The sequence below is a fragment of the Pseudomonas crudilactis genome (genome assembly GCF_013433315.1).
In the GTDB taxonomy this organism is placed as follows: Bacteria; Pseudomonadota; Gammaproteobacteria; order Pseudomonadales; family Pseudomonadaceae; genus Aquipseudomonas; species Aquipseudomonas crudilactis.
Genome location: NZ_WXVV01000036.1, coordinates 1 through 22,147, shown reverse-complemented (window position 1 = coordinate 22,147; position 22,147 = coordinate 1). Strand labels below are relative to the sequence as shown.

18 protein-coding genes are annotated in these 22,147 nt (G+C 59.6%); 9 read left to right on the top strand and 9 right to left on the bottom strand.

The window, feature by feature from the left end; translation table 11 throughout:
• On the top strand, positions 1–930 hold the full coding sequence (locus GTU76_RS28575; RefSeq protein ID WP_016985582.1) for a DMT family transporter: 930 nt from the start codon (positions 1–3) through the stop codon (positions 928–930).
• Here the strand turns inward: GTU76_RS28575 and prpD are convergent.
• From prpD to GTU76_RS28545, 6 genes are all read right to left on the bottom strand, one after another.
• On the bottom strand, positions 923–2,407 hold the full coding sequence (gene prpD / locus GTU76_RS28570) for a 2-methylcitrate dehydratase (RefSeq protein ID WP_180700157.1): 1,485 nt from the start codon (positions 2,405–2,407) through the stop codon (positions 923–925). The genes GTU76_RS28575 and prpD overlap by 8 nt on opposite strands.
• A 380-nt stretch (positions 2,408–2,787) precedes the next feature.
• The gene (prpF, locus tag GTU76_RS28565) at positions 2,788–3,978 is read right to left on the bottom strand and encodes a 2-methylaconitate cis-trans isomerase PrpF (RefSeq protein ID WP_175554909.1); all 1,191 of its coding nucleotides are present in this window, start codon (positions 3,976–3,978) and stop codon (positions 2,788–2,790) included.
• A gap of 54 nt (positions 3,979–4,032) precedes the next feature.
• Positions 4,033–6,627 carry a Fe/S-dependent 2-methylisocitrate dehydratase AcnD gene (gene acnD, locus GTU76_RS28560; RefSeq protein ID WP_180700156.1) on the bottom strand — a complete coding sequence of 865 codons (2,595 nt, stop codon included), beginning with the start codon at positions 6,625–6,627 and terminating at the stop codon, positions 4,033–4,035.
• 202 nt (positions 6,628–6,829) lie between these two features.
• Positions 6,830–7,957: a bifunctional 2-methylcitrate synthase/citrate synthase gene (gene prpC / locus GTU76_RS28555; protein ID WP_007916430.1), complete on the bottom strand. Its 1,128-nt coding sequence runs from the start codon at positions 7,955–7,957 to the stop codon at positions 6,830–6,832.
• Positions 7,958–8,106: 149 nt separating this feature from the next.
• Positions 8,107–9,000 carry a methylisocitrate lyase gene (gene prpB, locus GTU76_RS28550; RefSeq protein ID WP_016983750.1) on the bottom strand — a complete coding sequence of 298 codons (894 nt, stop codon included), beginning with the start codon at positions 8,998–9,000 and terminating at the stop codon, positions 8,107–8,109.
• A complete protein-coding gene (locus tag GTU76_RS28545) occupies positions 8,997–9,719 on the bottom strand; it encodes a GntR family transcriptional regulator (protein ID WP_172828118.1) in 723 nt (240 codons plus the stop codon). Before GTU76_RS28545 ends, prpB begins: the two co-directional genes overlap by 4 nt.
• A gap of 291 nt (positions 9,720–10,010) precedes the next feature.
• Between GTU76_RS28545 and rloA the strand changes: the two genes are divergently transcribed.
• The 4 genes from rloA to pabB all read left to right on the top strand — a co-directional run bounded on the left by rloA (position 10,011) and on the right by pabB (position 14,665).
• The gene (gene rloA, locus GTU76_RS28540) at positions 10,011–10,547 is read left to right on the top strand and encodes a retropepsin-like aspartic peptidase RloA (protein ID WP_016983749.1); all 537 of its coding nucleotides are present in this window, start codon (positions 10,011–10,013) and stop codon (positions 10,545–10,547) included.
• Between the two features lie 5 nt (positions 10,548–10,552).
• Positions 10,553–12,088 carry an osmotic stress tolerance membrane protein RloB gene (gene rloB / locus GTU76_RS28535; RefSeq protein ID WP_016983748.1) on the top strand — a complete coding sequence of 512 codons (1,536 nt, stop codon included), beginning with the start codon at positions 10,553–10,555 and terminating at the stop codon, positions 12,086–12,088.
• On the top strand, positions 12,088–13,074 hold the full coding sequence (locus GTU76_RS28530) for an alpha-L-glutamate ligase-like protein (RefSeq protein ID WP_016983747.1): 987 nt from the start codon (positions 12,088–12,090) through the stop codon (positions 13,072–13,074). The genes rloB and GTU76_RS28530 overlap by 1 nt, the downstream gene beginning before the upstream one ends.
• A gap of 247 nt (positions 13,075–13,321) precedes the next feature.
• A complete protein-coding gene (gene pabB / locus GTU76_RS28525) occupies positions 13,322–14,665 on the top strand; it encodes an aminodeoxychorismate synthase component I (protein ID WP_180700155.1) in 1,344 nt (447 codons plus the stop codon).
• Positions 14,666–14,760: 95 nt separating this feature from the next.
• Here the strand turns inward: pabB and thrH are convergent, their stop codons facing one another.
• Positions 14,761–15,378: a bifunctional phosphoserine phosphatase/homoserine phosphotransferase ThrH gene (gene thrH / locus GTU76_RS28520; RefSeq protein ID WP_016986256.1), complete on the bottom strand. Its 618-nt coding sequence runs from the start codon at positions 15,376–15,378 to the stop codon at positions 14,761–14,763.
• Positions 15,379–15,542: 164 nt separating this feature from the next.
• Here thrH and GTU76_RS28515 point away from each other — a divergent pair, with 164 nt between their 5' ends.
• From GTU76_RS28515 to GTU76_RS28505, 3 genes are all read left to right on the top strand, one after another.
• Positions 15,543–16,277 carry a phosphoadenylyl-sulfate reductase gene (locus GTU76_RS28515; RefSeq protein WP_016985741.1) on the top strand — a complete coding sequence of 245 codons (735 nt, stop codon included), beginning with the start codon at positions 15,543–15,545 and terminating at the stop codon, positions 16,275–16,277.
• 578 nt (positions 16,278–16,855) lie between these two features.
• Positions 16,856–18,394: an NCS1 family nucleobase:cation symporter-1 gene (locus GTU76_RS28510; protein WP_180700154.1), complete on the top strand. Its 1,539-nt coding sequence runs from the start codon at positions 16,856–16,858 to the stop codon at positions 18,392–18,394.
• A 55-nt stretch (positions 18,395–18,449) separates the two neighbouring features.
• A complete protein-coding gene (locus tag GTU76_RS28505; protein WP_007916448.1) occupies positions 18,450–19,178 on the top strand; it encodes an aspartate/glutamate racemase family protein in 729 nt (242 codons plus the stop codon).
• A gap of 120 nt (positions 19,179–19,298) precedes the next feature.
• Here GTU76_RS28505 and GTU76_RS28500 read toward each other — a convergent pair whose 3' ends face one another.
• Positions 19,299–20,225, bottom strand: a complete 927-nt coding sequence (locus GTU76_RS28500) for a LysR family transcriptional regulator (protein WP_175554914.1) — start codon at positions 20,223–20,225, stop codon at positions 19,299–19,301.
• A gap of 128 nt (positions 20,226–20,353) precedes the next feature.
• Here GTU76_RS28500 and GTU76_RS28495 point away from each other — a divergent pair, with 128 nt between their 5' ends.
• Positions 20,354–21,100, top strand: a complete 747-nt coding sequence (locus GTU76_RS28495) for a 3-oxoacyl-ACP reductase family protein (RefSeq protein ID WP_016985737.1) — start codon at positions 20,354–20,356, stop codon at positions 21,098–21,100.
• Positions 21,101–21,173: 73 nt separating this feature from the next.
• On the opposite strand, the gene GTU76_RS28490 is transcribed toward GTU76_RS28495, so the two are convergent.
• Positions 21,174–21,869 (bottom strand): HAD-IA family hydrolase, encoded by a 696-nt coding sequence (locus tag GTU76_RS28490; RefSeq protein WP_026000652.1) that lies wholly within the window; start codon positions 21,867–21,869, stop codon positions 21,174–21,176.
• Positions 21,870–22,147: the final 278 nt, after the last annotated feature.

Genomic DNA, 22,147 nt, shown 5'->3' with positions numbered 1-22,147 from the left:
ATGTCGACCGCCATCAGTACACCGATAAACATCAGCAAACCCTGGCTCGCCGGTTTGATCACCAGCACGCTGTTTCTGATCGTCTGTCTGAGCTGGGGCACGACGTGGCTGGGGATCAAGATTGCCGTGGAAAGCGTGCCGCCACTGACGGCCGCCGGGCTGCGTTTTCTGATTGCCTTTCCGCTGTTCCTCAGCTTCGCGCTGTTGCGCAAGGAACCGCTGTTGTTTCCCCGGCAAAGTCGCTGGTTTTTTTTGTTCGTCACGCTGTCGTATTTCAGCCTGCCCTACTACCTGCTCAACTACGGCGAGATGCACGTGTCATCGGGCCTGACAGCGCTGCTGTTCAGTTGCATGCCGGTGTTTATCCTGCTGTTTTCCGCGCTGTTTCTGCGCGAGAAAATCTACCCGTCGCAGATGCTCGGTATCGCGATCGGCTTTGGCAGTCTGTTCATGATTATTCGTAGTCAGGGTCTGCATCTGGATCAAGCGGAGTGGCTTGGCGTGTTGGCGATTCTGTGCGCAGCGGTGATGCATGCGCTGTGTTACGTGGTGACGAAAAAACATGGCAGCGCGATCAGCGTGATCACTTACAACACGTTGCCGATAGGCATTGCCGGAGCGATGTTATTTATTGTCGGGTTGAGCGTTGAGACGCCGGTGTTCAGTGACGTCAGCGCGCGCTCGTGGGGCGCCCTGCTGTATCTGGGACTGGTGGCATCGGTGGGCGGATTCATCGTTTACTTTTTGCTGCTTAAACGCTTGAGCCCGATCATTCTGTCGTTCGTGTTTATCATTTTCCCGGTGTTCGCCGTGATCATCGGCGCCTGGTACGAGGGGCAAACCCTGTCCCGGGAGCTGATGATCTATTCGGCGGTTTTGTTGAGCGGGTTTGCGCTCACCAAATTGCCTGTGGAAAAGTGGTTCAGATAACCAACATATCCACAAAACGATTGACCGGGGTGGCTTCGAGCTGCGCCGGATCCTTGCACAACGCGAAGATTTCGCTGCTGCGCTGGCCGGTGAAGCGCGTGGCCAGGTTGGCTTTGAACTTGTCCTCAAGCAACGGAATGCCCTCGGCACGGCGGCGACGATGACCGATCGGGTATTCCACAACGACGTTGTCGGTGCTGCTGCCGTCCTTGAAAAACACCTGCACGGCATTGGCGATCGAGCGTTTGTCGGCCTCCAGATATTCGCGAGTGAAACGCGGATCTTCGACGATAACCATTTTCTCGCGCAGTACATCGATGATCGGGTGCGCCTTGTGGAAATCATCTTCGTACTGCTCGGCGACCAGATTGCCGAAGGCCAGCGGCACGGCGGTCATGTACTGGATGCAGTGGTCGCGGTCGGCAGCGTTGGCCAGCGGCCCGACTTTGGAAATGATGCGAATCGCCGATTCGTGGGTGGTGATGACGATTTTGTCGATTTCGTGCAGGCGATTGCGCACGTGCGGGTGCAAGGTCACCGCGGCTTCGCAGGCAGTTTGCGCATGAAACTCGGCGGGGAAGCTGATCTTGAACAGCACGTTTTCCATCACGTAACTGCCGAATGGCCGCGAAAAACTGAAAGCGCGTTTATCTTCCGGTTTCAGCGCCAGATCGCTATTTGTGTGGCTGAACAGCACATCATAAAAGCCCCACTGTTTCGCAGTCAGCACCCCGGGAATGCCCATTTCGCCGCGCATGGCGATGTCGGCCAGACGCACACCACGACTCGTCGCATCCCCCGCCGCCCAGGACTTTCGCGAGCCGGCATTCGGTGCATGGCGATAAGTGCGCAGTGCCTGACCATCGGCGAACGCATGGGACAACGCCGACAGCAATTGCTCGCGATTGGCGCCCATCAGTTTGGCGGTGACGGCGGTTGAGGCGACTTTGACCAGAATGACGTGATCGAGTCCTACGCGGTTGAAGGAGTTTTCCAGGGCGATCACGCCTTGAATCTCGTGGGCCATGATCATCGCTTCGAGTACATCGCGAATGGTCAGCGGTGCTTCAGCGTTGGCCAGGCGTTTCTGCGAGAGGTGATCGGCCACCGCGAGAATGCCACCGAGGTTGTCCGATGGATGGCCCCATTCGGCGGCGAGCCAGGTGTCGTTGTAGTCGAGCCAGCGGACGATACAGCCGATGTCCCACGCGGCTTTGACCGGATCGAGGCGATAGCTGGTGCCGGGGACCCGCGCACCGTAAGGAACCACCGTTCCTTCGACTATCGGGCCTAGGTGTTTGGTGCACTCGGGAAAACGCAGTGCCAGCAGGCCACAGCCCAGCGTGTCCATCAGGCAGTTGCGGGCGGTATCGAGTGCTTCGGCAGAGGGGGCTTTGAAGGTGAGGACGTAATCGGCGATATCCTGCAGGACACGGTCGTAGTCGGGGCGGTTGTTCAGGTCGACGTTGGCGCTCATTGCGGTTCTCCTGTGCGGGAATGATGAGTGGTGCGGTCTTCCTCAGGGCTTGGCGGGTTGGGTCTGGTTGATTGCAGGTCTGGGGTGCCTGCTTGTTTTGGGTTTCTTCAGTGGGTGGGCCCCTCACCCTAGCCCTCTCCCGAGGGAGAGGGAACTGAATGGGGGATGCTTCAGAGGTTCACCGAAGTGAACGATCTGCGCTGAATCCATAATCGAGCAGGTGAATATAAAACTTCAGCCCGCCCGATCCGCCCTCACTGAATCCATAATCGCCTCGATCTTTCAGGTCGATGTACATCTCCGGACACCTCGGTCGGCCCCCTCTCCCTCCGGGAGAGGGCTGGGCGGGCGGCGTTCCGATGAGGGTAAAAGATTTCAAGTCAGAAGGAATCCCCGGGGATGCGCACATAACCTTCCATCAGCACACGCGCACTGCGGCTCATGATGGCTTTTTTGACTACCCACTCGCCGTTTTCCAGGCTGGCTTCAGCGCCGACGCGCAGGGTTCCGGACGGATGCCCGAAACGCACGGCGCTACGTTCAACGCCACCTGCCGCAAGGTTCACCAACGTGCCGGAAATGGCTGCCGCAGTACCAATCGCCACCGCCGCCGTGCCCATCATCGCGTGATGCAACTTGCCCATCGACAAGGCGCGCACCAGCAAATCGACATCGCCGGCGCCAACCGCTTTGCCACTCGACGCCACGTAATCCGCAGGCTTGGCGACAAACGCGACTTTCGGCGTGTGCTGCCGTTTCGCTGCTTCATCGAGATTGGCAATCAAGCCCATGCGCAATGCGCCGTAAGCCCGAATCGTCTCAAACATCTGCAACGCTTTCGGATCGCTGTTGATCGCGCTCTGCAACTCGGTCCCGGTGTAACCGATGGCTTCGGCGTTGACGAAAATCGTCGGGATGCCGGCATTGATCATGGTTGCCTTGAAGGTGCCGACACCCGGCACTTCCAGCTCATCGATCAAGTTGCCGGTGGGGAACATCGAGCCACCGCCGCCCTCTTCTTCTGCCGCCGGGTCCATGAATTCAACCTGCACTTCAGCCGCCGGAAAGGTCACCCCGTCGAGTTCGAAATCACCGGTTTCCTGCACTTCGCCATTGGTGATCGGCACGTGGGCAATAATCGTTTTGCCGATGTTGGCCTGCCACACGCGCACCACCGCGACACCGTTGTGCGGAATGCGGCTGGCGTCGACCAGACCATTGCTGATGGCGAACGAACCGACCGCTGCCGAGAGATTGCCGCAGTTGCCGCTCCAGTCCACGAATGGCTTGTCGATGGAGACCTGACCGAACAGGTAATCGACGTCGTGATCAGCCTTGATGCTTTTCGACAGGATCACGGTTTTGCTGGTGCTCGACGTCGCGCCGCCCATGCCGTCGATCTGCTTGTCGTACGGGTCGGGGCTGCCGATCACGCGCAGCAATAAAGCGTCGCGAACCGGGCCGGGAATCTGCGCCGCTTCGGGCAGATCCTTGAGACTGAAAAACACGCCTTTGCTGGTGCCGCCGCGCATGTAGGTGGCGGGGATTTTAATCTGTGGTGCGTGAGCCATATTGCTCCTTACCGAAAGCATGGGACTTAAAATTCCATGCCCGCATCAGTTGATTTAAACGGCAACCGCCGACTCTTCGAGGAAGTCCTGAGCGAAGCGCTGCAACACGCCGCCAGCCTCGTAGATCGACACTTCTTCAGCGGTATCGAGACGGCAAGTGACCGGCACGTCAACGCGCTCGCCGTTCTTGCGATGGATCACCAGCGTCAGATCCGCGCGCGGTTTGCGCTCGCCGATCACGTCGTAGGTTTCGCTGCCGTCGATGGCCAGGGTGTGACGGTCAGTGCCCGCTTTGAACTCCAGCGGCAACACGCCCATGCCCACCAGGTTGGTGCGGTGAATGCGCTCGAAACCTTCAGCAGCAATCGCCTCGACACCGGCCAGACGCACGCCTTTGGCCGCCCAGTCGCGGGACGATCCCTGACCGTAATCGGCGCCGGCAATGATGATCAGCGGCTGCTTGCGTTCCATGTAGGTTTCGATGGCTTCCCACATGCGCATCACTTGGCCTTCCGGCTCGACACGGGCCAGCGACCCCTGCTTGACCTTGCCGTTTTCCACGACCATTTCGTTGAACAGTTTCGGGTTGGCGAACGTCGCGCGCTGTGCGGTCAAGTGGTCGCCACGGTGGGTCGCGTAAGAGTTGAAGTCCTCTTCCGGCAGGCCCATTTTCGCCAGGTATTCGCCGGCGGCGCTGTCAAGCATGATCGCGTTGGATGGCGACAGGTGATCGGTGGTGATGTTGTCCGGCAGCACGGCCAGCGGGCGCATGCCTTTGAGCGGACGGGCGCCGGCCAGTGCACCTTCCCAATACGGCGGACGGCGGATGTAGGTGCTCATCTCGCGCCAGTCGTACAGCGGCGTGACTTTCGGGCCGGTGTCTTCATGGACGGCGAACATCGGAATGTAGACCTGACGGAACTGTTCAGGCTTGACCGAAGATTTCACCACGGCGTCGATTTCTTCGTCGCTCGGCCAGATGTCTTTGAGGCGGATTTCCTCGCCGTCGACCACGCCCAGCACATCCTTCTCGATGTCGAAACGGATGGTCCCGGCGATGGCGTAAGCGACCACCAGCGGCGGCGAAGCGAGGAACGCTTGCTTGGCATACGGGTGAATGCGGCCGTCAAAGTTGCGGTTGCCGGAAAGCACGGCGGTGGCGTACAGATCGCGGTCGATGATCTCTTGCTGGATCAGCGGATCGAGCGCGCCGGACATGCCGTTGCACGTGGTGCAAGCGAAGGCGACGACGCCGAAGCCGAGCTGCTCCAGCTCCGTGGTCAGCCCCGCTTCGTCGAGGTACAGCGCCACGGTTTTCGAACCCGGCGCCAGTGAGGATTTCACCCACGGCTTGCGGGTCAGACCAAGCTTGTTGGCATTGCGCGCCAGCAGGCCGGCGGCGATGACGTTGCGCGGGTTGCTGGTGTTGGTGCAACTGGTGATGGCAGCGATGATCACCGCGCCGTCGGGCATTTGCCCCGGCACGTCATCCCACTGGCCGGAGATGCCTTTGGCGGCCAGATCGGATACCGCAACGCGCGCATGCGGGTTGCTCGGGCCGGCCATGTTGCGCACCACCGAGGACAGGTCGAAAGTCAGACCGCGCTCGTATTGCGCGCCTTTCAGGCTGTCCGCCCATAGACCGGTCAGCTTGGCGTATTGCTCGACCAACTGCACTTGCTGGTCTTCACGACCGGTGAGTTTCAGGTAGTCGATGGTTTGCTGATCGATGTAGAACATCGCCGCGGTGGCGCCGTATTCCGGGGCCATGTTGGAGATGGTCGCGCGGTCGCCGAGGGTCAACGCCGCGGCGCCTTCACCGAAGAACTCCAGCCACGCGCCGACGACTTTCTGTTTGCGCAGGTATTCGGTCAGCGCCAGCACCATGTCGGTGGCGGTGATGCCCGGTTGCAGCTTGCCGGTCAGCTCGACGCCGACGCTTTCCGGCAGGCGCATCCACGACGCGCGACCGAGCATCACGCTCTCGGCCTCGAGGCCGCCGACGCCAATGGCGATTACGCCCAGCGCATCGACGTGCGGGGTGTGGCTGTCAGTGCCGACGCAGGTGTCGGGAAACGCGACGCCCTCACGCACCTGAATCACCGGCGACATTTTCTCCAGGTTGATCTGGTGCATGATGCCGTTGCCGGGCGGGATCACATCAACGTTCTTGAAGGCCTTTTTGGTCCAGTTGATGAAGTGGAAACGGTCTTCGTTGCGACGGTCTTCGATGGCGCGGTTTTTCTCGAACGCCTGCTTGTCGAAACCGCCCGCTTCCACTGCCAGCGAGTGGTCGACGATCAATTGCGTCGGTACCACCGGATTGACCTGCGCCGGGTCGCCGCCCTGCAAAGCGATGGCGTCGCGCAGGCCTGCAAGGTCGACCAGTGCGGTCTGGCCGAGAATGTCATGACAGACCACACGCGCCGGGAACCACGGGAAGTCGAGGTCGCGCTTGCGTTCGATCAGTTGCATGAGGGAATCGGTGAGCGTGGCCGGGTCGCAGCGACGCACGAGGTTTTCCGCCAGCACGCGGGAGGTGTACGGCAGAGTGTCGTAACTGCCGGGCTGGATCGCCTCGACCGCCGCACGGGCGTCGAAATAATCCAGAGGGCTGCCGGGCAGGGTTTTGCGGAATTCTGTGTTCATCGGGTCAGGACTCGGGTCACGGTGGTTGCAAAGGGTGGGCAGACACCGACCTGAAATTCACACCGGCCACTGTGGGAGCGAGCTTGCTCGCGAAGACGGACTGACATTCAGCATCAATGTCGACTGATCTACCGCATTCGCGAGCAAGCTCGCTCCCACAGGATCTGGGTGATTTCAATGCCGATGGTTGGCACTCACCATTTCAGCGACGTTCGATTGGCACGAACTTGCGCTGTTCGACGCCGATGTACTCGGCGCTCGGACGGATGATGCGGTTGTTGGCACGTTGTTCGAACACGTGCGCGGCCCAGCCGGTCAGGCGCGAGCAGACGAAGATCGGTGTGAACAGCTTGGTCGGAATGCCCATGAAGTGGTACGCCGAGGCATGGTAGAAATCGGCGTTGGGGAAGAGTTTTTTCTGCTCCCACATGGTCTTGTCGATGGCTTCGGAAACCGGGAACAGCACCTTGTCACCGACTTCATCGGCGAGTTTTTTCGACCAGCCCTTGATCACCTCGTTGCGCGGGTCGCTGTCCTTATAGATCGCGTGGCCGAAGCCCATGATCTTGTCCTTGCGCTCGAGCATGCCGAGGGTGCCTTTGATCGCGTCTTCCGGCGACGAGAAGCGCTCGATCATTTCCATCGCCGCTTCGTTGGCGCCGCCATGCAGCGGGCCGCGCAGCGAACCAATAGCGGCCGTTACGCAAGAATACAAATCAGACAGAGTCGAGGCGCAGACGCGGGCGGTGAAGGTCGAGGCGTTGAATTCGTGTTCGGCGTAAAGGATCAGCGAGACGTTCATCACTTTGACGTGCAGCTCGCTCGGCTTCTTGTCGTGCAGCAGGTGCAGGAAGTGGCCGCCGATGGTTGGCTCGTCGCTGACGCAATTGATGCGCTTGCCGTCGTGGCTGAAGCGATACCAGTAGCACATGATCGCCGGGAATGCGGCGAGCAAACGGTCGGTCTTGTCGCGTTGCTCGGAGAAGTCCTTCTCCGGTTCGATGTTGCCAAGGAACGAGCAACCGGTGCGCATCACGTCCATCGGGTGGGCGTCGGCGGGGATGCGTTCGAGCACTTCTTTCAGCGCCTGCGGCAGGTCGCGCAGTTTGCTCAGTTTGCCTTGGTATTCGTCGAGCTGCGCCTGGGTCGGTAGCTCGCCGTAAAGCAGCAGGTAAGCGACCTCTTCAAATTGCGCATCGGCTGCCAGTTCGCGCACGTCGTAGCCGCGATAGGTCAGCCCGGCACCGGCCTGGCCCACGGTGGACAGTGCGGTTTGCCCGGCAACCTGGCCACGGAGCCCGGCGCCACTGAGTACTTTTGCTTCGGCCATTGTGTTCTCCAATCTTTTTGAATTTGTATGGGGAAAACTTGTGGGAGCGAGCCTGCTCGCGAAGGTGGCTGGAACACCTCGGTGCGTCAGGGACACCGCGTTATCGTTGGCGTCCCTCGCGAGCAGGCTCGCTTCCACAGGGGTCTTGTTCAGCCTTTCTTTTGTGCAAACAACGCATCGAGCTTCTGCTCGAACGTGTGGTAATCGATGCGATCGTAAAGCTCCATGCGAGTCTGCATGGTGTCGATGACATTCTGCTGCGTGCCGTCGCGACGAATCGCGGTGTAAACGTTTTCCGCAGCCTTGTTCATCGCGCGGAACGCTGACAGCGGATAGAGCACCAGCGACACGTCGGCGCCGGCCAGTTGCTCGGTGGTGTACAGCGGTGTTGCGCCGAACTCGGTGATGTTGGCCAGGATCGGCGCTTTCACGCGATTGGCGAACAGCTTGTACATCTCCAGTTCGGTGATGGCTTCCGGGAAGATCATGTCGGCGCCGGCCTCGATACACGCTGCTGCACGATCGAGTGCCGATTCCAGACCTTCCACCGCCAGCGCATCGGTACGCGCCATGATCACGAAGCTGTCATCGGTGCGGGCATCGACGGCGGCTTTGATGCGGTCGACCATTTCCTGCTGGCTGACGATCTCTTTATTCGGACGGTGGCCGCAGCGCTTGGCGCCAACCTGATCCTCGATGTGAATCGCCGCCGCGCCGAACTTGATCATCGACTTGACGGTGCGCGCGACGTTGAACGCCGAGGAGCCGAAACCGGTGTCGACGTCGACCAGCAGCGGCAGATCGCAAACGTCGGTGATGCGGCGCACGTCGGTCAGCACGTCATCCAGACCGGTGATGCCCAGGTCCGGCACGCCGAGCGAGCCTGCGGCCACCCCGCCACCGGACAGGTAGATCGCCTTGAAACCGGCGCGCTTGGCCAGCAGCGCGTGGTTGGCATTGATCGCGCCGACCACCTGCAATGGGTGCTCGCTGGCGACCGCATCGCGGAAACGCTGGCCTGGAGTGCTGTGCTTGGAACTCATGACTCACCTCGTTCAGTGGCTGTCTTATTGTGGGCGCCGTCCTGGTAGTGACGGGCGATGTTGCGTTTCGAGGCGCCGATGTGACGGCGCATCAACAATTCCGCGAGCTCGCCGTCACGGTCGGCGATGGCATCGAGAATCCGGTGGTGTTCGGCGAAGGCCTGGCGTGGGCGGTTCGGCGTGGTCGAGAACTGGATGCGGTACATGCGCACCAGTTGATACAGCTCGCCGCAGAGCATCTGCGTCAGCGTACGGTTGCCGCTGCCCTGGATGATCCGGTAGTGGAAGTCGAAATCGCCTTCCTGCTGGTAATAGCCGACACCAGCCTGAAACGCCGCGTCGCGCTCGTGGGTTTCCAGCACCCGGCGCAACTCGTCGATTTCTTCGACGCTCATGCGTTCGGCCGCCAGACGGCAGGCCATGCCTTCGAGGGATTCGCGGATTTCGTAGAGTTCGAGTAATTCGGCATGGCTGAGCGAGACCACCCGCGCGCCGACGTGCGGCACGCGCACCAGCAAGCGCTGGCCTTCCAGGCGATGAATCGCCTCACGCAATGGCCCACGGCTGATGCCATAGGTGCGCGCCAGCTCCGGCTCAGAGATCTTGCTGCCCGGCGCGATCTCGCCTTTGACGATGGCCGCCTGAATACGCCGGAAGACGTTTTCCGAGAGCGTCTCGGAATCGTCGCCGCTGATGACCGGAGGATCGAGTTGATCCAGCATGATTGTCGACACCTTTAAATCCAATGCGGCAAAAACTAGCCAATTCGCCCGCACCAGTCAAAGGATAAATAGATATTGTCGACAATCGTCTAATAACAGCTTCTGACATCCCCAAGGGTTATAGACCGGCCCCGGCGCTGGCGCCATAAAACCACCGTGCTAGAATGCCGCCCGCATTTGCTGGCCATTTGTACGGCTTGTCATAAAAAGCTGATAGGCACACGAAGGGCCTTGCGCAAGTTTTGCCAGGGACCTGAACCGAAAACGGAACGCTGCGCACCAGGATTTATGAGACTCAAGCCCTTCCCCACATTCTTTGCCCTGTTTTGCCTGCCCGGCCTAGCCGCCGCGGGGGAAAAAACCGTGTACGGCCTCAACGAATACGCTTCGCTTGACGGCATCAATCTGGAAGTCGCGGCCAAACTCGACACCGGCGCGAAAACCGCCTCGCTGAGTGCCCGCGACATCAAACGCTTTAAACGCAATGGCGAGTCCTGGGTACGTTTCTACCTGGCGATCGACGCCGCGCATTCGCACCCGATCGAACGGCCGTTGGCCCGGGTCAGCAAGATCAAGCGCCGCGCCGGCGACTACGACCCGGAAGAAGGCAAGAAGTACACCGCTCGTCCGGTGATCGAGCTGGATATCTGCATGGGATCGGCAATGCGCAGCATCGAAGTGAACCTGACCGACCGAAGTGCGTTCCAATATCCGCTTTTGATTGGCTCCGAAGCGCTGAAACGCTTCGACGCGCTGGTCGACCCCAGTCTTAAATACGCTGCCGGCAAACCCGCCTGCACTATCGCCGCTCATACCGCCGAGTAATTTCCATGCGTTCTCTAACCTTCCACCTGAAAATCCTGATCACCATTCTGGTGCTTCTGGGCGTTTCGGTTACGGCCTATCAGATTTTCGTGCTCGGCATCCCGGTGACCGAAGATGCAACCGACGACTTGTGGAACATCGACGCCAAGGTCGAGTTCGTCGCCAGCACCAAGGATCCGGTGAAGATCCAGATGTTCGTGCCACCGTTGAGCCGCGATTACGTCAGCCTCAACGAAAGTTTTATCTCCAATAACTACGGCGTCGCCGTGAACCGCGTCGACGGCAACCGCAAGGTCACCTGGTCGGCACGCCGGGCCAAGGGCAACCAGACCCTTTATTACCGTCTGGTGCTGACCAAGCGCTACACCGCGGAAAAGACCAAGATCAAAGGCCCGACCTTCCGCGACAGCATCGCCATCGAAGGCCCTGAGAAAATCGCCGCCGAAGCCCTGCTCGCGCCGATCCGCCAGCACTCGGCCGACGTCGAAACGTTCATTGGCGAGGCGATCAAACGCGTCAACAACGTCAACGATGACAACGTGAAACTGCTGCTGGCCGGCGATCCGTCGACGCCGCACAAAGCCAAAATCGTCGAACTGCTGCTGTCCATCGCCCACGTGCCGGTGGAAAAAGTCCACACCATCCGCCTCGTCGCCGATCAGCCGCAAACGCCTGAACTGTGGCTGCGCAGCTTCAACGGCAACGACTGGCTGTACTTCAACCCGGAAACCGGCGAGCAAGGCCTGCCGACCGACCGCCTGCTGTGGTGGACCGGCGATGAAAACCTGATCACCGTCGACGGCGGCAAAAAAGCCAACGTGACCTTCAGCCTGAACAACAGCGAGATGAATGCGATTCGTCTGGCCAAGCTGACCGACGAGAACACCGACGCCAACTTCCTTGAATACTCGCTGTACGGCTTGCCGCTGCAGACCCAGCAAACGTTCATGATCATGGTGATGATCCCGATTGGCGTGCTGGTGATTCTGATCCTGCGCAACCTGATCGGCCTGCAGACCCTCGGCACGTTCACCCCGGTGCTGATCGCCCTCGCCTTCCGTGAAACGCAGCTGGGCTTCGGCATTCTGCTGTTTACCGTGATTACGGCGCTGGGCCTGTCATTACGTTCTTATCTGGAACACCTGAAGCTGCAAATGCTGCCGCGACTGTCGGTGGTGTTGACCTTTGTCGTGGTACTGATCGCGGCCATCAGTCTGTTCAGTCATAAACTCGGTCTGGAGCGCGGCTTGTCCGTGGCGCTGTTCCCGATGGTGATTCTGACCATGACCATTGAACGCCTGTCGATCACCTGGGAAGAGCGCGGCGCCAGCCATGCGCTGAAAGTCGCGATCGGCACGCTGTTCGCCGCCTCTCTGGCGCACTTGATCATGACCGTGCCTGAGCTGGTGTACTTCGTGTTTACCTTCCCGGCGATCCTGCTGATTCTGGTCGGTTTCATGCTGGCGATGGGTCGCTATCGCGGCTACCGCCTGACCGAACTGGTGCGTTTCAAGGCTTTCCTGAAGAAGGCTGACGCCTGATGTTCGGTTTCTGGAAGACCTGGAAAGCGCTGGAGGCGCGGGGCATCATGGGCATCAATCGGCGTAACGCCGACTACGTGCTCAAGTACAACAAGCGCAGTCTGTACCCGATCGTCGATGACAAGATCATCACCAAGGAGCGCGCCATCGAGGCCGGCATTCACGTGCCGGAGCTGTATGGCGTGATCTCCACCGAGAAGGAAATCGACAAACTCGGCGAGATCATCGGCGGGCGCAGCGACTTTGTGATCAAACCGGCGCAGGGTGCTGGCGGTGACGGCATCATCGTGATTGCCGACCGCTTCGAGGGCCGCTATCGCACGGTGTCGGGCAAGATCCTTGCCCATGAGGAGCTGGAGCATCACATCTCGAGCATTCTCACCGGTTTGTACTCGCTGGGCGGCCACCGTGACCGGGCGCTGATCGAATACCGGGTGACCCCGGATCAGATCTTCAAAAGCATCAGTTATGAAGGCGTGCCGGACATCCGCATCATCGTCCTGATGGGTTATCCGGTGATGGCGATGCTGCGCCTGCCAACCCGGCAGTCTGGCGGCAAGGCCAACCTGCACCAGGGCGCGATTGGCGTCGGTGTCGATCTGGCGACCGGTTTGACGTTGCGAGGCACCTGGCTGAACAACATCATCACAAAACACCCCGACACCACCAACGCGGTGGATGGCGTGCAACTGCCCTACTGGGACGGTTTCATGAAACTCGCGGCGGGCTGTTATGAGCTGTGCGGGTTGGGCTATATCGGCGTTGATATGGTGCTCGATCAGGAGAAGGGTCCGCTGATTCTTGAGTTGAATGCGCGGCCGGGGCTGAATATTCAGATTGCTAACGACTGTGGGCTGACGTTGCGTACGCACGCGGTGGAAGCGCGGCTGGAAGAGTTGAAGGCGCGTGGGGTGACGGAGACGGTTGAAGAGCGTGTGGCGTTTACTCAGGAAATGTTTGGGCATATTCCTGCGGTCGAGGGCTAAAAGCTGAAGAGCCCCTCACCCTAGCCCTCTCCCAGAGGGAGAGGGGACTGACCGAGTCGATTTTGCTATTAACAATGACCTGAGATACCGAGCCGAATCCAAGTTTTGAAAAGCCCCCGATCTGCTCCCTTCCCCCTCGCCCCCTTGGGGGAGAGGGCTGGGGTGAGGGGGTAGGCTTTTGACTTTGATCTGGCATCGGAGAGGACTACAATCCCCACCCCGCCTCAACGGCCGATCTGCCCCGCCCATGTTGACCTGTTCCGTACACCCGCTGCCCTACCGCGCCAATCCCGCCGACTACTTCGCGGCCATCCGCAACGCGCCCGGCGCCGTGCTGCTCGACAGTGGCCGCCCGAGCGCTGACCGTGGCCGTTATGACCTGCTCAGCGCCTGGCCGCTGGAACAACTGGCGGTGTTGCCGGACGAGAGCGGCGCGCACTTCCTGCAACGTCTGCGGAACAATCTCAGTCGCCTGGGCGAGGCTGATTTGCCAGCGGGTTTCGAGCTGCCATTCGCGGGCGGCTTGATCGGCTACCTGAGCTACGACTTCGGTCGGCATCTGGAAAATCTGCCGAGCCAGGCCCGCGATGATCTGCAATTGCCGGACGCGCGTTTTGGTCTGTATGCCTGGGCACTGATCAGCGATCACCAGTCGGCCACCAGCCAATTGGTCTTCCATCCGTCCGTGATCGACAGCGAGAGACACCGGCTGATCGCGCTGTTCACCGAGCCGCATGCTGAGGCATTGACACCGTTCAAACTGAACGCCCCGATGACCGCCGACCTTTCGGCCGACGACTACCGCCAAGCCTTCGAACGCATTCAGCATTACATCCAGGCCGGCGATTGCTATCAGGTCAACTTCGCCCAGCGCTTCCGCGCTACGTGTCAGGGCGATCCGTGGCTGGCTTACTGCAAGTTGCGCGAAGCCTGCCCGACACCGTTCTCCGGTTTCCAGAGCCTGCCCGACGGCGGCGCGGTGTTGAGCCTGTCGCCGGAACGCTTCGTCAAAGTCAGCCAGCGTCAGGTCGAAACCCGCCCGATCAAAGGCACCCGCCCGCGCGGCCTCACACCTGACGAAGATGCCGCCAACGCCGCCGAACTGCTGGCCAGCCCCAAGGATCGCGCGGAAAACCTGATGATCGTCGACCTGCTGCGCAACGATCTCGGGCGCACCTGCCGCATCGGCTCGGTGCGCGTGCCGGAGTTGTTCAGCCTGGAAAGCTATCCGAACGTACATCACTTGGTCAGCAGCGTCACCGGTGAATTGGCGGATGATCGCGACGCACTGGATTTGATTGCCGGCAGTTTCCCCGGCGGCTCGATCACCGGTGCGCCGAAGATACGTGCGATGCAGATCATTGATGAATTGGAGCCGACCCGGCGCGGCCTGTATTGCGGGTCATTGCTGTACCTGGACGTGCGCGGCGAAATGGACAGTTCCATCGCGATTCGCAGTCTGTTGGTCAAGGATGGGCAGGTGTGTTGCTGGGGCGGTGGCGGGATTGTGGCGGATTCGGATTGGCAGGCCGAGTATCAGGAGTCGATCACTAAAGTGAAGATTTTGCTGGAAACCCTGCAGAACCTCTAAAAGCTTGAAAACTTCGCGAGCAGGCTCGCTCCCACAGGGTGAACGCATTCCAAATGTGGGAGCGAGCCTGCTCGCGAAGGGGCCTTTCCAGACGACTACAAACTCAAATCCCGATTCGAGGCCTTGAGGAATTCCTGCTTCAACTCGGCAAACGTATGCACCGCAGGAAACTGCGGAAACTCGCGAATCACATTCTCCGGCGCATGAAACAGAATCCCGGCATCCGCCTCGCCCAGCATCGTCGTATCGTTATACGAATCCCCCGCCGCAATCACCCGGTAATACAGGCTCTTGAACGCCAGCACCGACTGCCGCTTCGGATCTTTCTGACGCAACTGATAGCTGGTCACCCGCCCGGTCTCGTCAGTAATCAAACGATGGCAAAGCAACGTCGGGAAGCCCAGTTGACGCATCAGCGGCTGCGAGAACTCGTAGAACGTATCCGACAGAATCACCACCTGAAAGCGTTCGCGCAGCCAGTTGACGAACTCCACCGCGCCATCCAGCGGCTTCAACGTGGCGATCACTTCCTGAATGTCCGAAAGCTTCAAGCCATGCTCATCGAGGATGCGCAGACGCTGCTTCATCAGCACGTCGTAATCGGGAATGTCCCGGGTGGTAGCCTTGAGGGAGTCGATTCCGGTTTTTTCGGCGAAGGCGATCCAGATTTCCGGCACCAACACCCCTTCAAGATCCAGGCAAGCAATTTCCACAAGACACTCCCGTTTGTATTGATTATTTGAGTCGAGCGAGGCCGAACTCTAGCCGCTCACATCCAGGCGTGCAACGCACAGCGCGCCCCGAGCGCTGCCGCTTTTTGTTACCATCGGCCCCATATAGAGCGCCCAGCGCCACCGACCTGTAGGAAGCCGCCCTGATGAGTGCAACGTTCGACATCGTGGAACTCGCCACGACCTATGCCAACAAATCCGCGCAAGACATCCTCAAACTCGCGTTTGCCGAGTTCGGCGATGACCTGTGGATATCTTTCAGCGGCGCCGAGGATGTGGTGCTGGTGGACATGGCCTGGAAGCTCAACAAGAACGTCAAGGTGTTCAGCCTCGACACCGGCCGCCTGCACCCGGAGACTTACCGCTTCATCGATCAGGTGCGCGAGCACTACAAGATCGACATCGAACTGGTGTCGCCGGACTACACGAAACTGGAACCGTTCGTGAAGGAAAAAGGCCTGTTCAGTTTCTACAAGGACGGCCACGGCGAATGCTGTGGCATCCGCAAGATCGAACCGCTGCGTCGCAAACTGTCCGACGTTAAAGCCTGGGCCACCGGCCAGCGCCGCGATCAGAGCCCGGGCACTCGCAGCGCCGTGGCAGCGATGGAAATCGACACCGCGTTCTCCACACCGGAGCGCACCCTGTACAAGTTCAACCCGTTGGCGCAGATGACCAGCGAAGAGATCTGGGGCTACATCCGCATGCTCGAGCTGCCGTACAACAGCTTGCATGAACGCGGTTTCATCAGCATCGGCTGCGAACCGTGCACCCGCCCTGTCCTGCCGAACCAGCACGAGCGCGAAGGCCGCTGGTGGTGGGAAGAGGCGACGCAGAAAGAATGCGGGTTGCATGCCGGGAATATCATCAGCAAGGCCTGATCTCCAATTCCAGTGACATCCCCCTGTGGGAGCGAGCCTGCTCGCGAATGCGTAGTCCCAATCGACATCTTCGTTGACTGATCCAACGCATTCGCGAGCAGGCTCGCTCCCACACTCTGCACCTGCGCGACCTTAAAAACGTGTACACACGAATGTCACCATCGGTGCCATTTATGTGTGCACTTTTTACTTTGAGCGCCCTGAAAAGTTACATCCCAGCCAAAAACCCCTCGCCTCCGCCCGCCATCGAAATCGCCCTCCAAAAATAAATACCTGTTCGAACGGTCAATTTTTAACCAATTATTTTCAAAGACTTAACGAACTTAGATAACTTTTCGAAATGAGTACGGCCTTCTATAGAGCCGCAACTGGCACAAATCTGGCTTTAGTGCATACATGTTTTGTATACAAAACTGCAAAACATAAACCCACTTTCGATCCGCAAGCCTGAAGCGCCCTATCCCGTACAGGCTGCAGATGCCCCGTAACCAGTGATGTTGCTGGCCGCGACGAAGATATGTCGAGCCTGACCGCTCATGCACAGTCATCGCGGCCCTGAACATCAGGAGCCTGCCGGAATGCGTACAAGTCTCTCCAACAACATCGCGCTGAATCTGCCCGCCTCTGCTCTCGATCAACCGTCGCCGCACGATGGCCTGATTGAGCCGCTGCAACTGAGTCCGCGTCTGCACAACAGTGATCTGGCGCCAACCAAGGCCGAAGGTCGACGCTGGGGTAAATACAGCATCTTCGCCCTGTGGACCAACGATGTGCACAACATCGCCAACTACTCGTTCGCCATTGGCCTGTACGCCTTGGGCTTGGGTGGCTGGCAGATTCTGCTGTCGCTGGGGATTGGTGCGGCGCTGGTTTACTTTTTCATGAACCTGTCCGGCTACATGGGGCAGAAAACCGGCGTGCCGTTTCCGGTGATCAGCCGGATCAGTTTCGGCATCCATGGCGCGCAAATTCCTGCGCTGATCCGCGCGGTTATCGCCATTGCCTGGTTTGGCATTCAGACGTATCTGGCGTCGGTGGTGTTCCGCGTGTTGCTCACAGCGGTGCATCCCGGTTTTGCCGAATACGACCACGATTCGATCCTTGGTCTGTCGACGCTTGGCTGGGTGTGCTTCGTGGCGATCTGGCTCGTGCAACTGGCGATCCTTGCCTACGGCATGGAAATGGTGCGCCGTTACGAAGCCTTTGCCGGACCGGTGATTCTGCTGACCGTCGCCGCCCTCGCCGCGTGGATGTACTTCCAGGCCAACGCGACCATCGCCTGGGCGATCCGCGAACCGCTCACGGGTGGCGAAATGTGGCGCAACATTTTTGCCGGCGGCGCGTTGTGGCTGGCGATCTACGGCACGCTGATTCTGAATTTCTGCGACTTCGCCCGCTCTTCGCCGTGCCGCAAAACCATCAAGGTAGGAAACTTCTGGGGTTTGCCGGTGAATATTCTGGTGTTCGCCGCGATTACTGTCCTGCTCTGCGGCGCGCAATTTCAGATCAATGGCCGGATCATTGAAAGCCCGACCGAGATCATCGCCTCGATTCCCAACACCTTCTTTCTGGTGCTCGGTTGCCTGGCATTCCTGATCGTGACGGTAGCGGTGAACATCATGGCCAACTTCGTCGCCCCGGCCTTCGTGCTCAGCAACCTGTCGCCGAAGTACCTGACCTTCCGCCGCGCCGGACTGATCAGTGCGACCATCGCGGTGCTGATCCTGCCGTGGAATCTCTACAACAGCCCGCTGGTAATCGTGTACTTCCTGTCCGGTCTCGGCGCCCTGCTCGGCCCGTTGTACGGGGTGATCATGGTCGACTACTGGCTGATCCGCAAAGGCCGGATCAACGTACCGCAGCTCTACAGCGAAGATCCCAACGGCGCTTATTACTACAGCCGAGGCGTCAATTTCCGTGCGGTGGCGGCGTTTATTCCTGCGGCGCTGATAGCCATCGTCCTGGCACTGGTACCGGGCTTCCACAGCGTCTCGCCGTTCTCCTGGCTGATCGGTGCCGGCATCGCCGGAATGCTTTATCTGATCATCGCCAGACGCCAACCGCACTACGCCGACGTCAGCGGCGAATCGATCGCTGTCGACAATGTCTGCCATTAACTTCCTCGCGGCCCGGATTTCGGGCCGCAGAACTGCCCGCAATAAGGATTTCCCCATGCGTATTCTCGTGGTCAACGTCAACACCACCGAGTCCATCACTGAGGCCATCGCCCGATCGGCGCAGGCCGTTGCCTCACCCGGAACGGAAATTGTCGGTTTGACGCCATACTTCGGCGCCGATTCGATTGAAGGAAATTTTGAAAGCTACCTGGCGGCCATCGCGGTGATGGATCGGGTGATGTCCTACGATCAGCCGTTCGATGCGGTGATTCAGGCCGGCTACGGCGAACATGGTCGCGAAGGTTTGCAGGAATTGCTCAATGTGCCAGTGGTGGATATCACTGATGCGGCAGCGAGTACGGCGATGTTTCTCGGTCACGCGTATTCAGTGGTGACCACGCTGGATCGCACCGTGCCATTGATTGAGGATCGGCTGAAACTGTCGGGTCTGTGGGACCGTTGCGCGTCAGTGCGGGCCAGTGGTCTGGCCGTTCTGGAGCTGGAGCACGAACCGCAGCGTGCGCTGGAAGCGATCGTGCATCAGGCTGAACTGGCGGTGACGCAGGATAAAGCCGAGGTGATCTGCCTGGGTTGCGGCGGCATGGCCGGGCTGGATGAGCAGATTCGTCGACGTACCGGCGTGCCGGTGGTGGACGGAGTGACAGCGGCGGTGACGATTGCGGAATCGCTGGTGCGCTTGCGTTTGTCGACGTCGAAGGTGCGAACGTATGCGACACCTCGGCCGAAGAACATCATTGGCTGGCCGGGGCGGTTCGCCCGCTGAGGTCATCCTCGGAAACCGAGTCGCCCCATTCGCGAGCAGGCTCGCTCCCACAGGGGAAATGCATTCCAAATGTGGGAGCGAGCCTGCTCGCGAAGGCAGCGACTCGGTCTAAAGCCTTGATCAAATAGCACTGAACCGCCGCGCCAACCCTCTCTCGGCAAACTGCTCAATCACATGATCGACAAACGCCCGCGTCTTGCCCGGCAACAACTTATGTTCGGCGTAATAGATCGAGATGTTGCCATCATCGACAAACCAGTCCGGCAACACCCGCTGCAACGTCCCCGCCTCCAGATAGCCCACCGCAAACGGCATGCTCACCAGCGCGATTCCCAAGCCTTGCGCCGCCGTCCTGCAAGCGGCCTCCGAATCACTCATGGTCATCCGCGCCTTGAGCATCAACGGCCGACAGTTCTGTGGATTGCGCCCGGTCAATTGCCAGGAACGCACGCGTCCGGTTTGCGGGGAACGGATCAGAATGCCGTCGTGATGGCTGAGGTCATCCGGCTCGATGATCGCGGGATTGGCCTGTAAATAGTCGGTGGACGCGACCAATATCCGGTGCGCCGGGCTCAACTTGCGCGCGATCACCCCTTGCGGCAGTTCAAAACCACCACCAATGGCCGCATCAAAGCCCTGTCCGATCAGATCGACCTGTCGATTATCGAAATGCCAGTCCGGATTGATCGCCGGATATCGTCGCAGAAACTCACCGAGCATCGGCACGATATGCAGGCAGCCAAACGCTGCGCCCATGCTGACTTTCAGCGTTCCCGCCGGCAGCCCTTCGACACTGGACAGATTGGCCACGGCATTTTGAATCGTCGTCAAACTGCCACTGACCTGATCCAGGAAAAGTTGCCCGGCCTCGGTCAGCGTCAGGCTGCGTGTACTACGCTGGAACAGCCGCACGCCGAGCCGCACTTCGAGTTTGGCCACACTTTTGCCGACGGCTGCCGGGGTCAGGCTCAAGCGCCGTGCGGCCTCGGCAAAGCTGCCGACTTCGGCACTGCGCACAAAGCATTCAATGCTGCTGAAGGTTTCCATGATCCGCCACTATAAACTTCTGGTTTACACAGACTATAGCAATCATGGTCTACACAGTTGTCGATACCACGCCGATACTCGGCACCAATACCAAGGCATTCCCGCCTTGATCACTCTGGAGATCGAACATGACCACTCAACACCTCAGCGGTAAAGTTGCTCTGATTCAAGGCGGTTCCCGTGGTATCGGCGCAGCCATCGTCAAACGCCTGGCCGCTGAAGGCGCCGCAGTAGCCTTCACCTACGTCAGCTCCACCGCCAAAGCCGAAGAATTGCAGAACAGCATCACCGCCAACGGTGGCAAAGCCTTGGCGATCAAGGCTGACAGCGCTGATGCCGCCGCCATTCGCCACGCCGTCAGCGCCACAGTCGAAGCCTTTGGCCGCCTCGACATTCTGGTCAACAACGCTGGCGTACTGGCCGTCGCACCGCTGGAAGATTTCAAACTTGAAGACTTCGACCAGACCGTGGCGATCAACATTCGCAGCGTCTTCATCGCCTCCCAGGAAGCCGCCAAACACATGGGCGAAGGCGCACGCATCATCAACATCGGCAGCACCAACGCCGACCGCATGCCCTTCGCCGGCGGCGGTGTGTACGCGATGAGCAAATCAGCACTGGTGGGCCTGACCAAAGGCCTGGCCCGCGACCTCGGCCCACGCGGTATCACCGTCAACAACGTGCAGCCAGGCCCGGTCGACACCGACATGAACCCGGCGCACGGTGACTTCGCCGAAAGCCTGATCCCGTTGATGGCAGTGGGTCGTTACGGTAAAGCCGAAGAAATCGCCAGTTTCGTCGCTTATCTGGCAGGCCCGGAAGCCGGTTACATTACCGGTGCCAGCCTGACCATCGACGGTGGTTTCGGCGCCTGATTTATCTGAGTCGACTGAACGAAAAACGCCGCCCCTCTTGTTACAGAGGGGCGGCGTTTTTTGTGTCAGATGCTTACGCCCATTCCAGCGCCGGCAAGCCGCAAGCACTCGGAGTAAACGCTTTCAGTGTGCGCAGAATCCCGTCAGCGTGTGCGTATTTTTCATCGGCCATGGCAGCATCGGGGATGGCAATCGCTGTCATGCCTGCGGCTTTCGCAGCGGTCACGCCAAACGGCGAATCCTCGAACACCAGACAATCTTCAGGCGCGACACCCAAACGACGGGCAGCGGTCAGGAAGATATCCGGCGCCGGTTTGGCCGCGCCGACTTCCGGATCATCTGCAGTGACGATGAAGTCGAACAACGCAAACCAGTCGCGGTGCAGCGTGGTTTTCTGGCCGAACGATTGACGCGATGAACTGGTGCCCACCGCGATTGGAATATTGTGCGCCTTGAGGTGGCGAATCAGCTCCTCGGCACCGGGCATCGCTTGCGCTGTTGGGAAACGCTCACGCATCAGTGGTTCGCGGATCACCAGAAACTCTTCGGCGGTGATCGGCAGATCCAGCGCCTGCACCACGTAATTGGCCAGATCGTTGGCCCCGCGACCAATGATGTTCTGCTTGACGCTCCAGTCGAAGGTGCGCCCGTAACGCTGGGCAATCAGCGAGGTGACTTCGGTGTAAATGCCCTCGGTGTCCAGCAGCAAACCGTCCATATCGAAAATCACGGCCTTGATCGGGCCGAACGCCTTCAGCGGTGCATTCATCATCGGATCCGTTAACAAAGATATCCCGGGCGGCACAGTTGGCGCCGCTACGCGGATCTGATTAAAGGGTTCAGCAGCATAACGAGCGTGGCGGACATTGAGCAACGGGCAATGTCCGTTGCAGCGATGAACGACTCCAGAACATTTAGCGAAACATCCTACAGACATCGCCTACTCGCCCGACTTCTTTCCTGTTTGATCCCCCGCAAAGTCCCCGCACCTTTTTGATGTGCGCGAGAGACTGCGAATGCTTCCAACCGATCGGCTGCTGGCCCTGA

Coding starts and splice junctions, on each gene's coding strand:
- prpC (WP_007916430.1), bottom strand. CDS start 7,957: ATGGCCGAAGCAAAAGTACTCAGTGGCGCCGGGCTCCGTGGCCAGGTT.
- GTU76_RS28530 (WP_016983747.1), top strand. CDS start 12,088: ATGTTCGGTTTCTGGAAGACCTGGAAAGCGCTGGAGGCGCGGGGCATC.
- rloA (WP_016983749.1), top strand. CDS start 10,011: ATGAGACTCAAGCCCTTCCCCACATTCTTTGCCCTGTTTTGCCTGCCC.
- prpB (WP_016983750.1), bottom strand. CDS start 9,000: ATGAGTTCCAAGCACAGCACTCCAGGCCAGCGTTTCCGCGATGCGGTC.
- GTU76_RS28510 (WP_180700154.1), top strand. CDS start 16,856: ATGCGTACAAGTCTCTCCAACAACATCGCGCTGAATCTGCCCGCCTCT.
- GTU76_RS28505 (WP_007916448.1), top strand. CDS start 18,450: ATGCGTATTCTCGTGGTCAACGTCAACACCACCGAGTCCATCACTGAG.
- GTU76_RS28495 (WP_016985737.1), top strand. CDS start 20,354: ATGACCACTCAACACCTCAGCGGTAAAGTTGCTCTGATTCAAGGCGGT.
- GTU76_RS28515 (WP_016985741.1), top strand. CDS start 15,543: ATGAGTGCAACGTTCGACATCGTGGAACTCGCCACGACCTATGCCAAC.
- acnD (WP_180700156.1), bottom strand. CDS start 6,627: ATGAACACAGAATTCCGCAAAACCCTGCCCGGCAGCCCTCTGGATTAT.
- GTU76_RS28500 (WP_175554914.1), bottom strand. CDS start 20,225: ATGGAAACCTTCAGCAGCATTGAATGCTTTGTGCGCAGTGCCGAAGTC.
- prpD (WP_180700157.1), bottom strand. CDS start 2,407: ATGAGCGCCAACGTCGACCTGAACAACCGCCCCGACTACGACCGTGTC.
- pabB (WP_180700155.1), top strand. CDS start 13,322: ATGTTGACCTGTTCCGTACACCCGCTGCCCTACCGCGCCAATCCCGCC.
- GTU76_RS28575 (WP_016985582.1), top strand. CDS start 1: ATGTCGACCGCCATCAGTACACCGATAAACATCAGCAAACCCTGGCTC.
- rloB (WP_016983748.1), top strand. CDS start 10,553: ATGCGTTCTCTAACCTTCCACCTGAAAATCCTGATCACCATTCTGGTG.
- prpF (WP_175554909.1), bottom strand. CDS start 3,978: ATGGCTCACGCACCACAGATTAAAATCCCCGCCACCTACATGCGCGGC.
- GTU76_RS28490 (WP_026000652.1), bottom strand. CDS start 21,869: ATGAATGCACCGCTGAAGGCGTTCGGCCCGATCAAGGCCGTGATTTTC.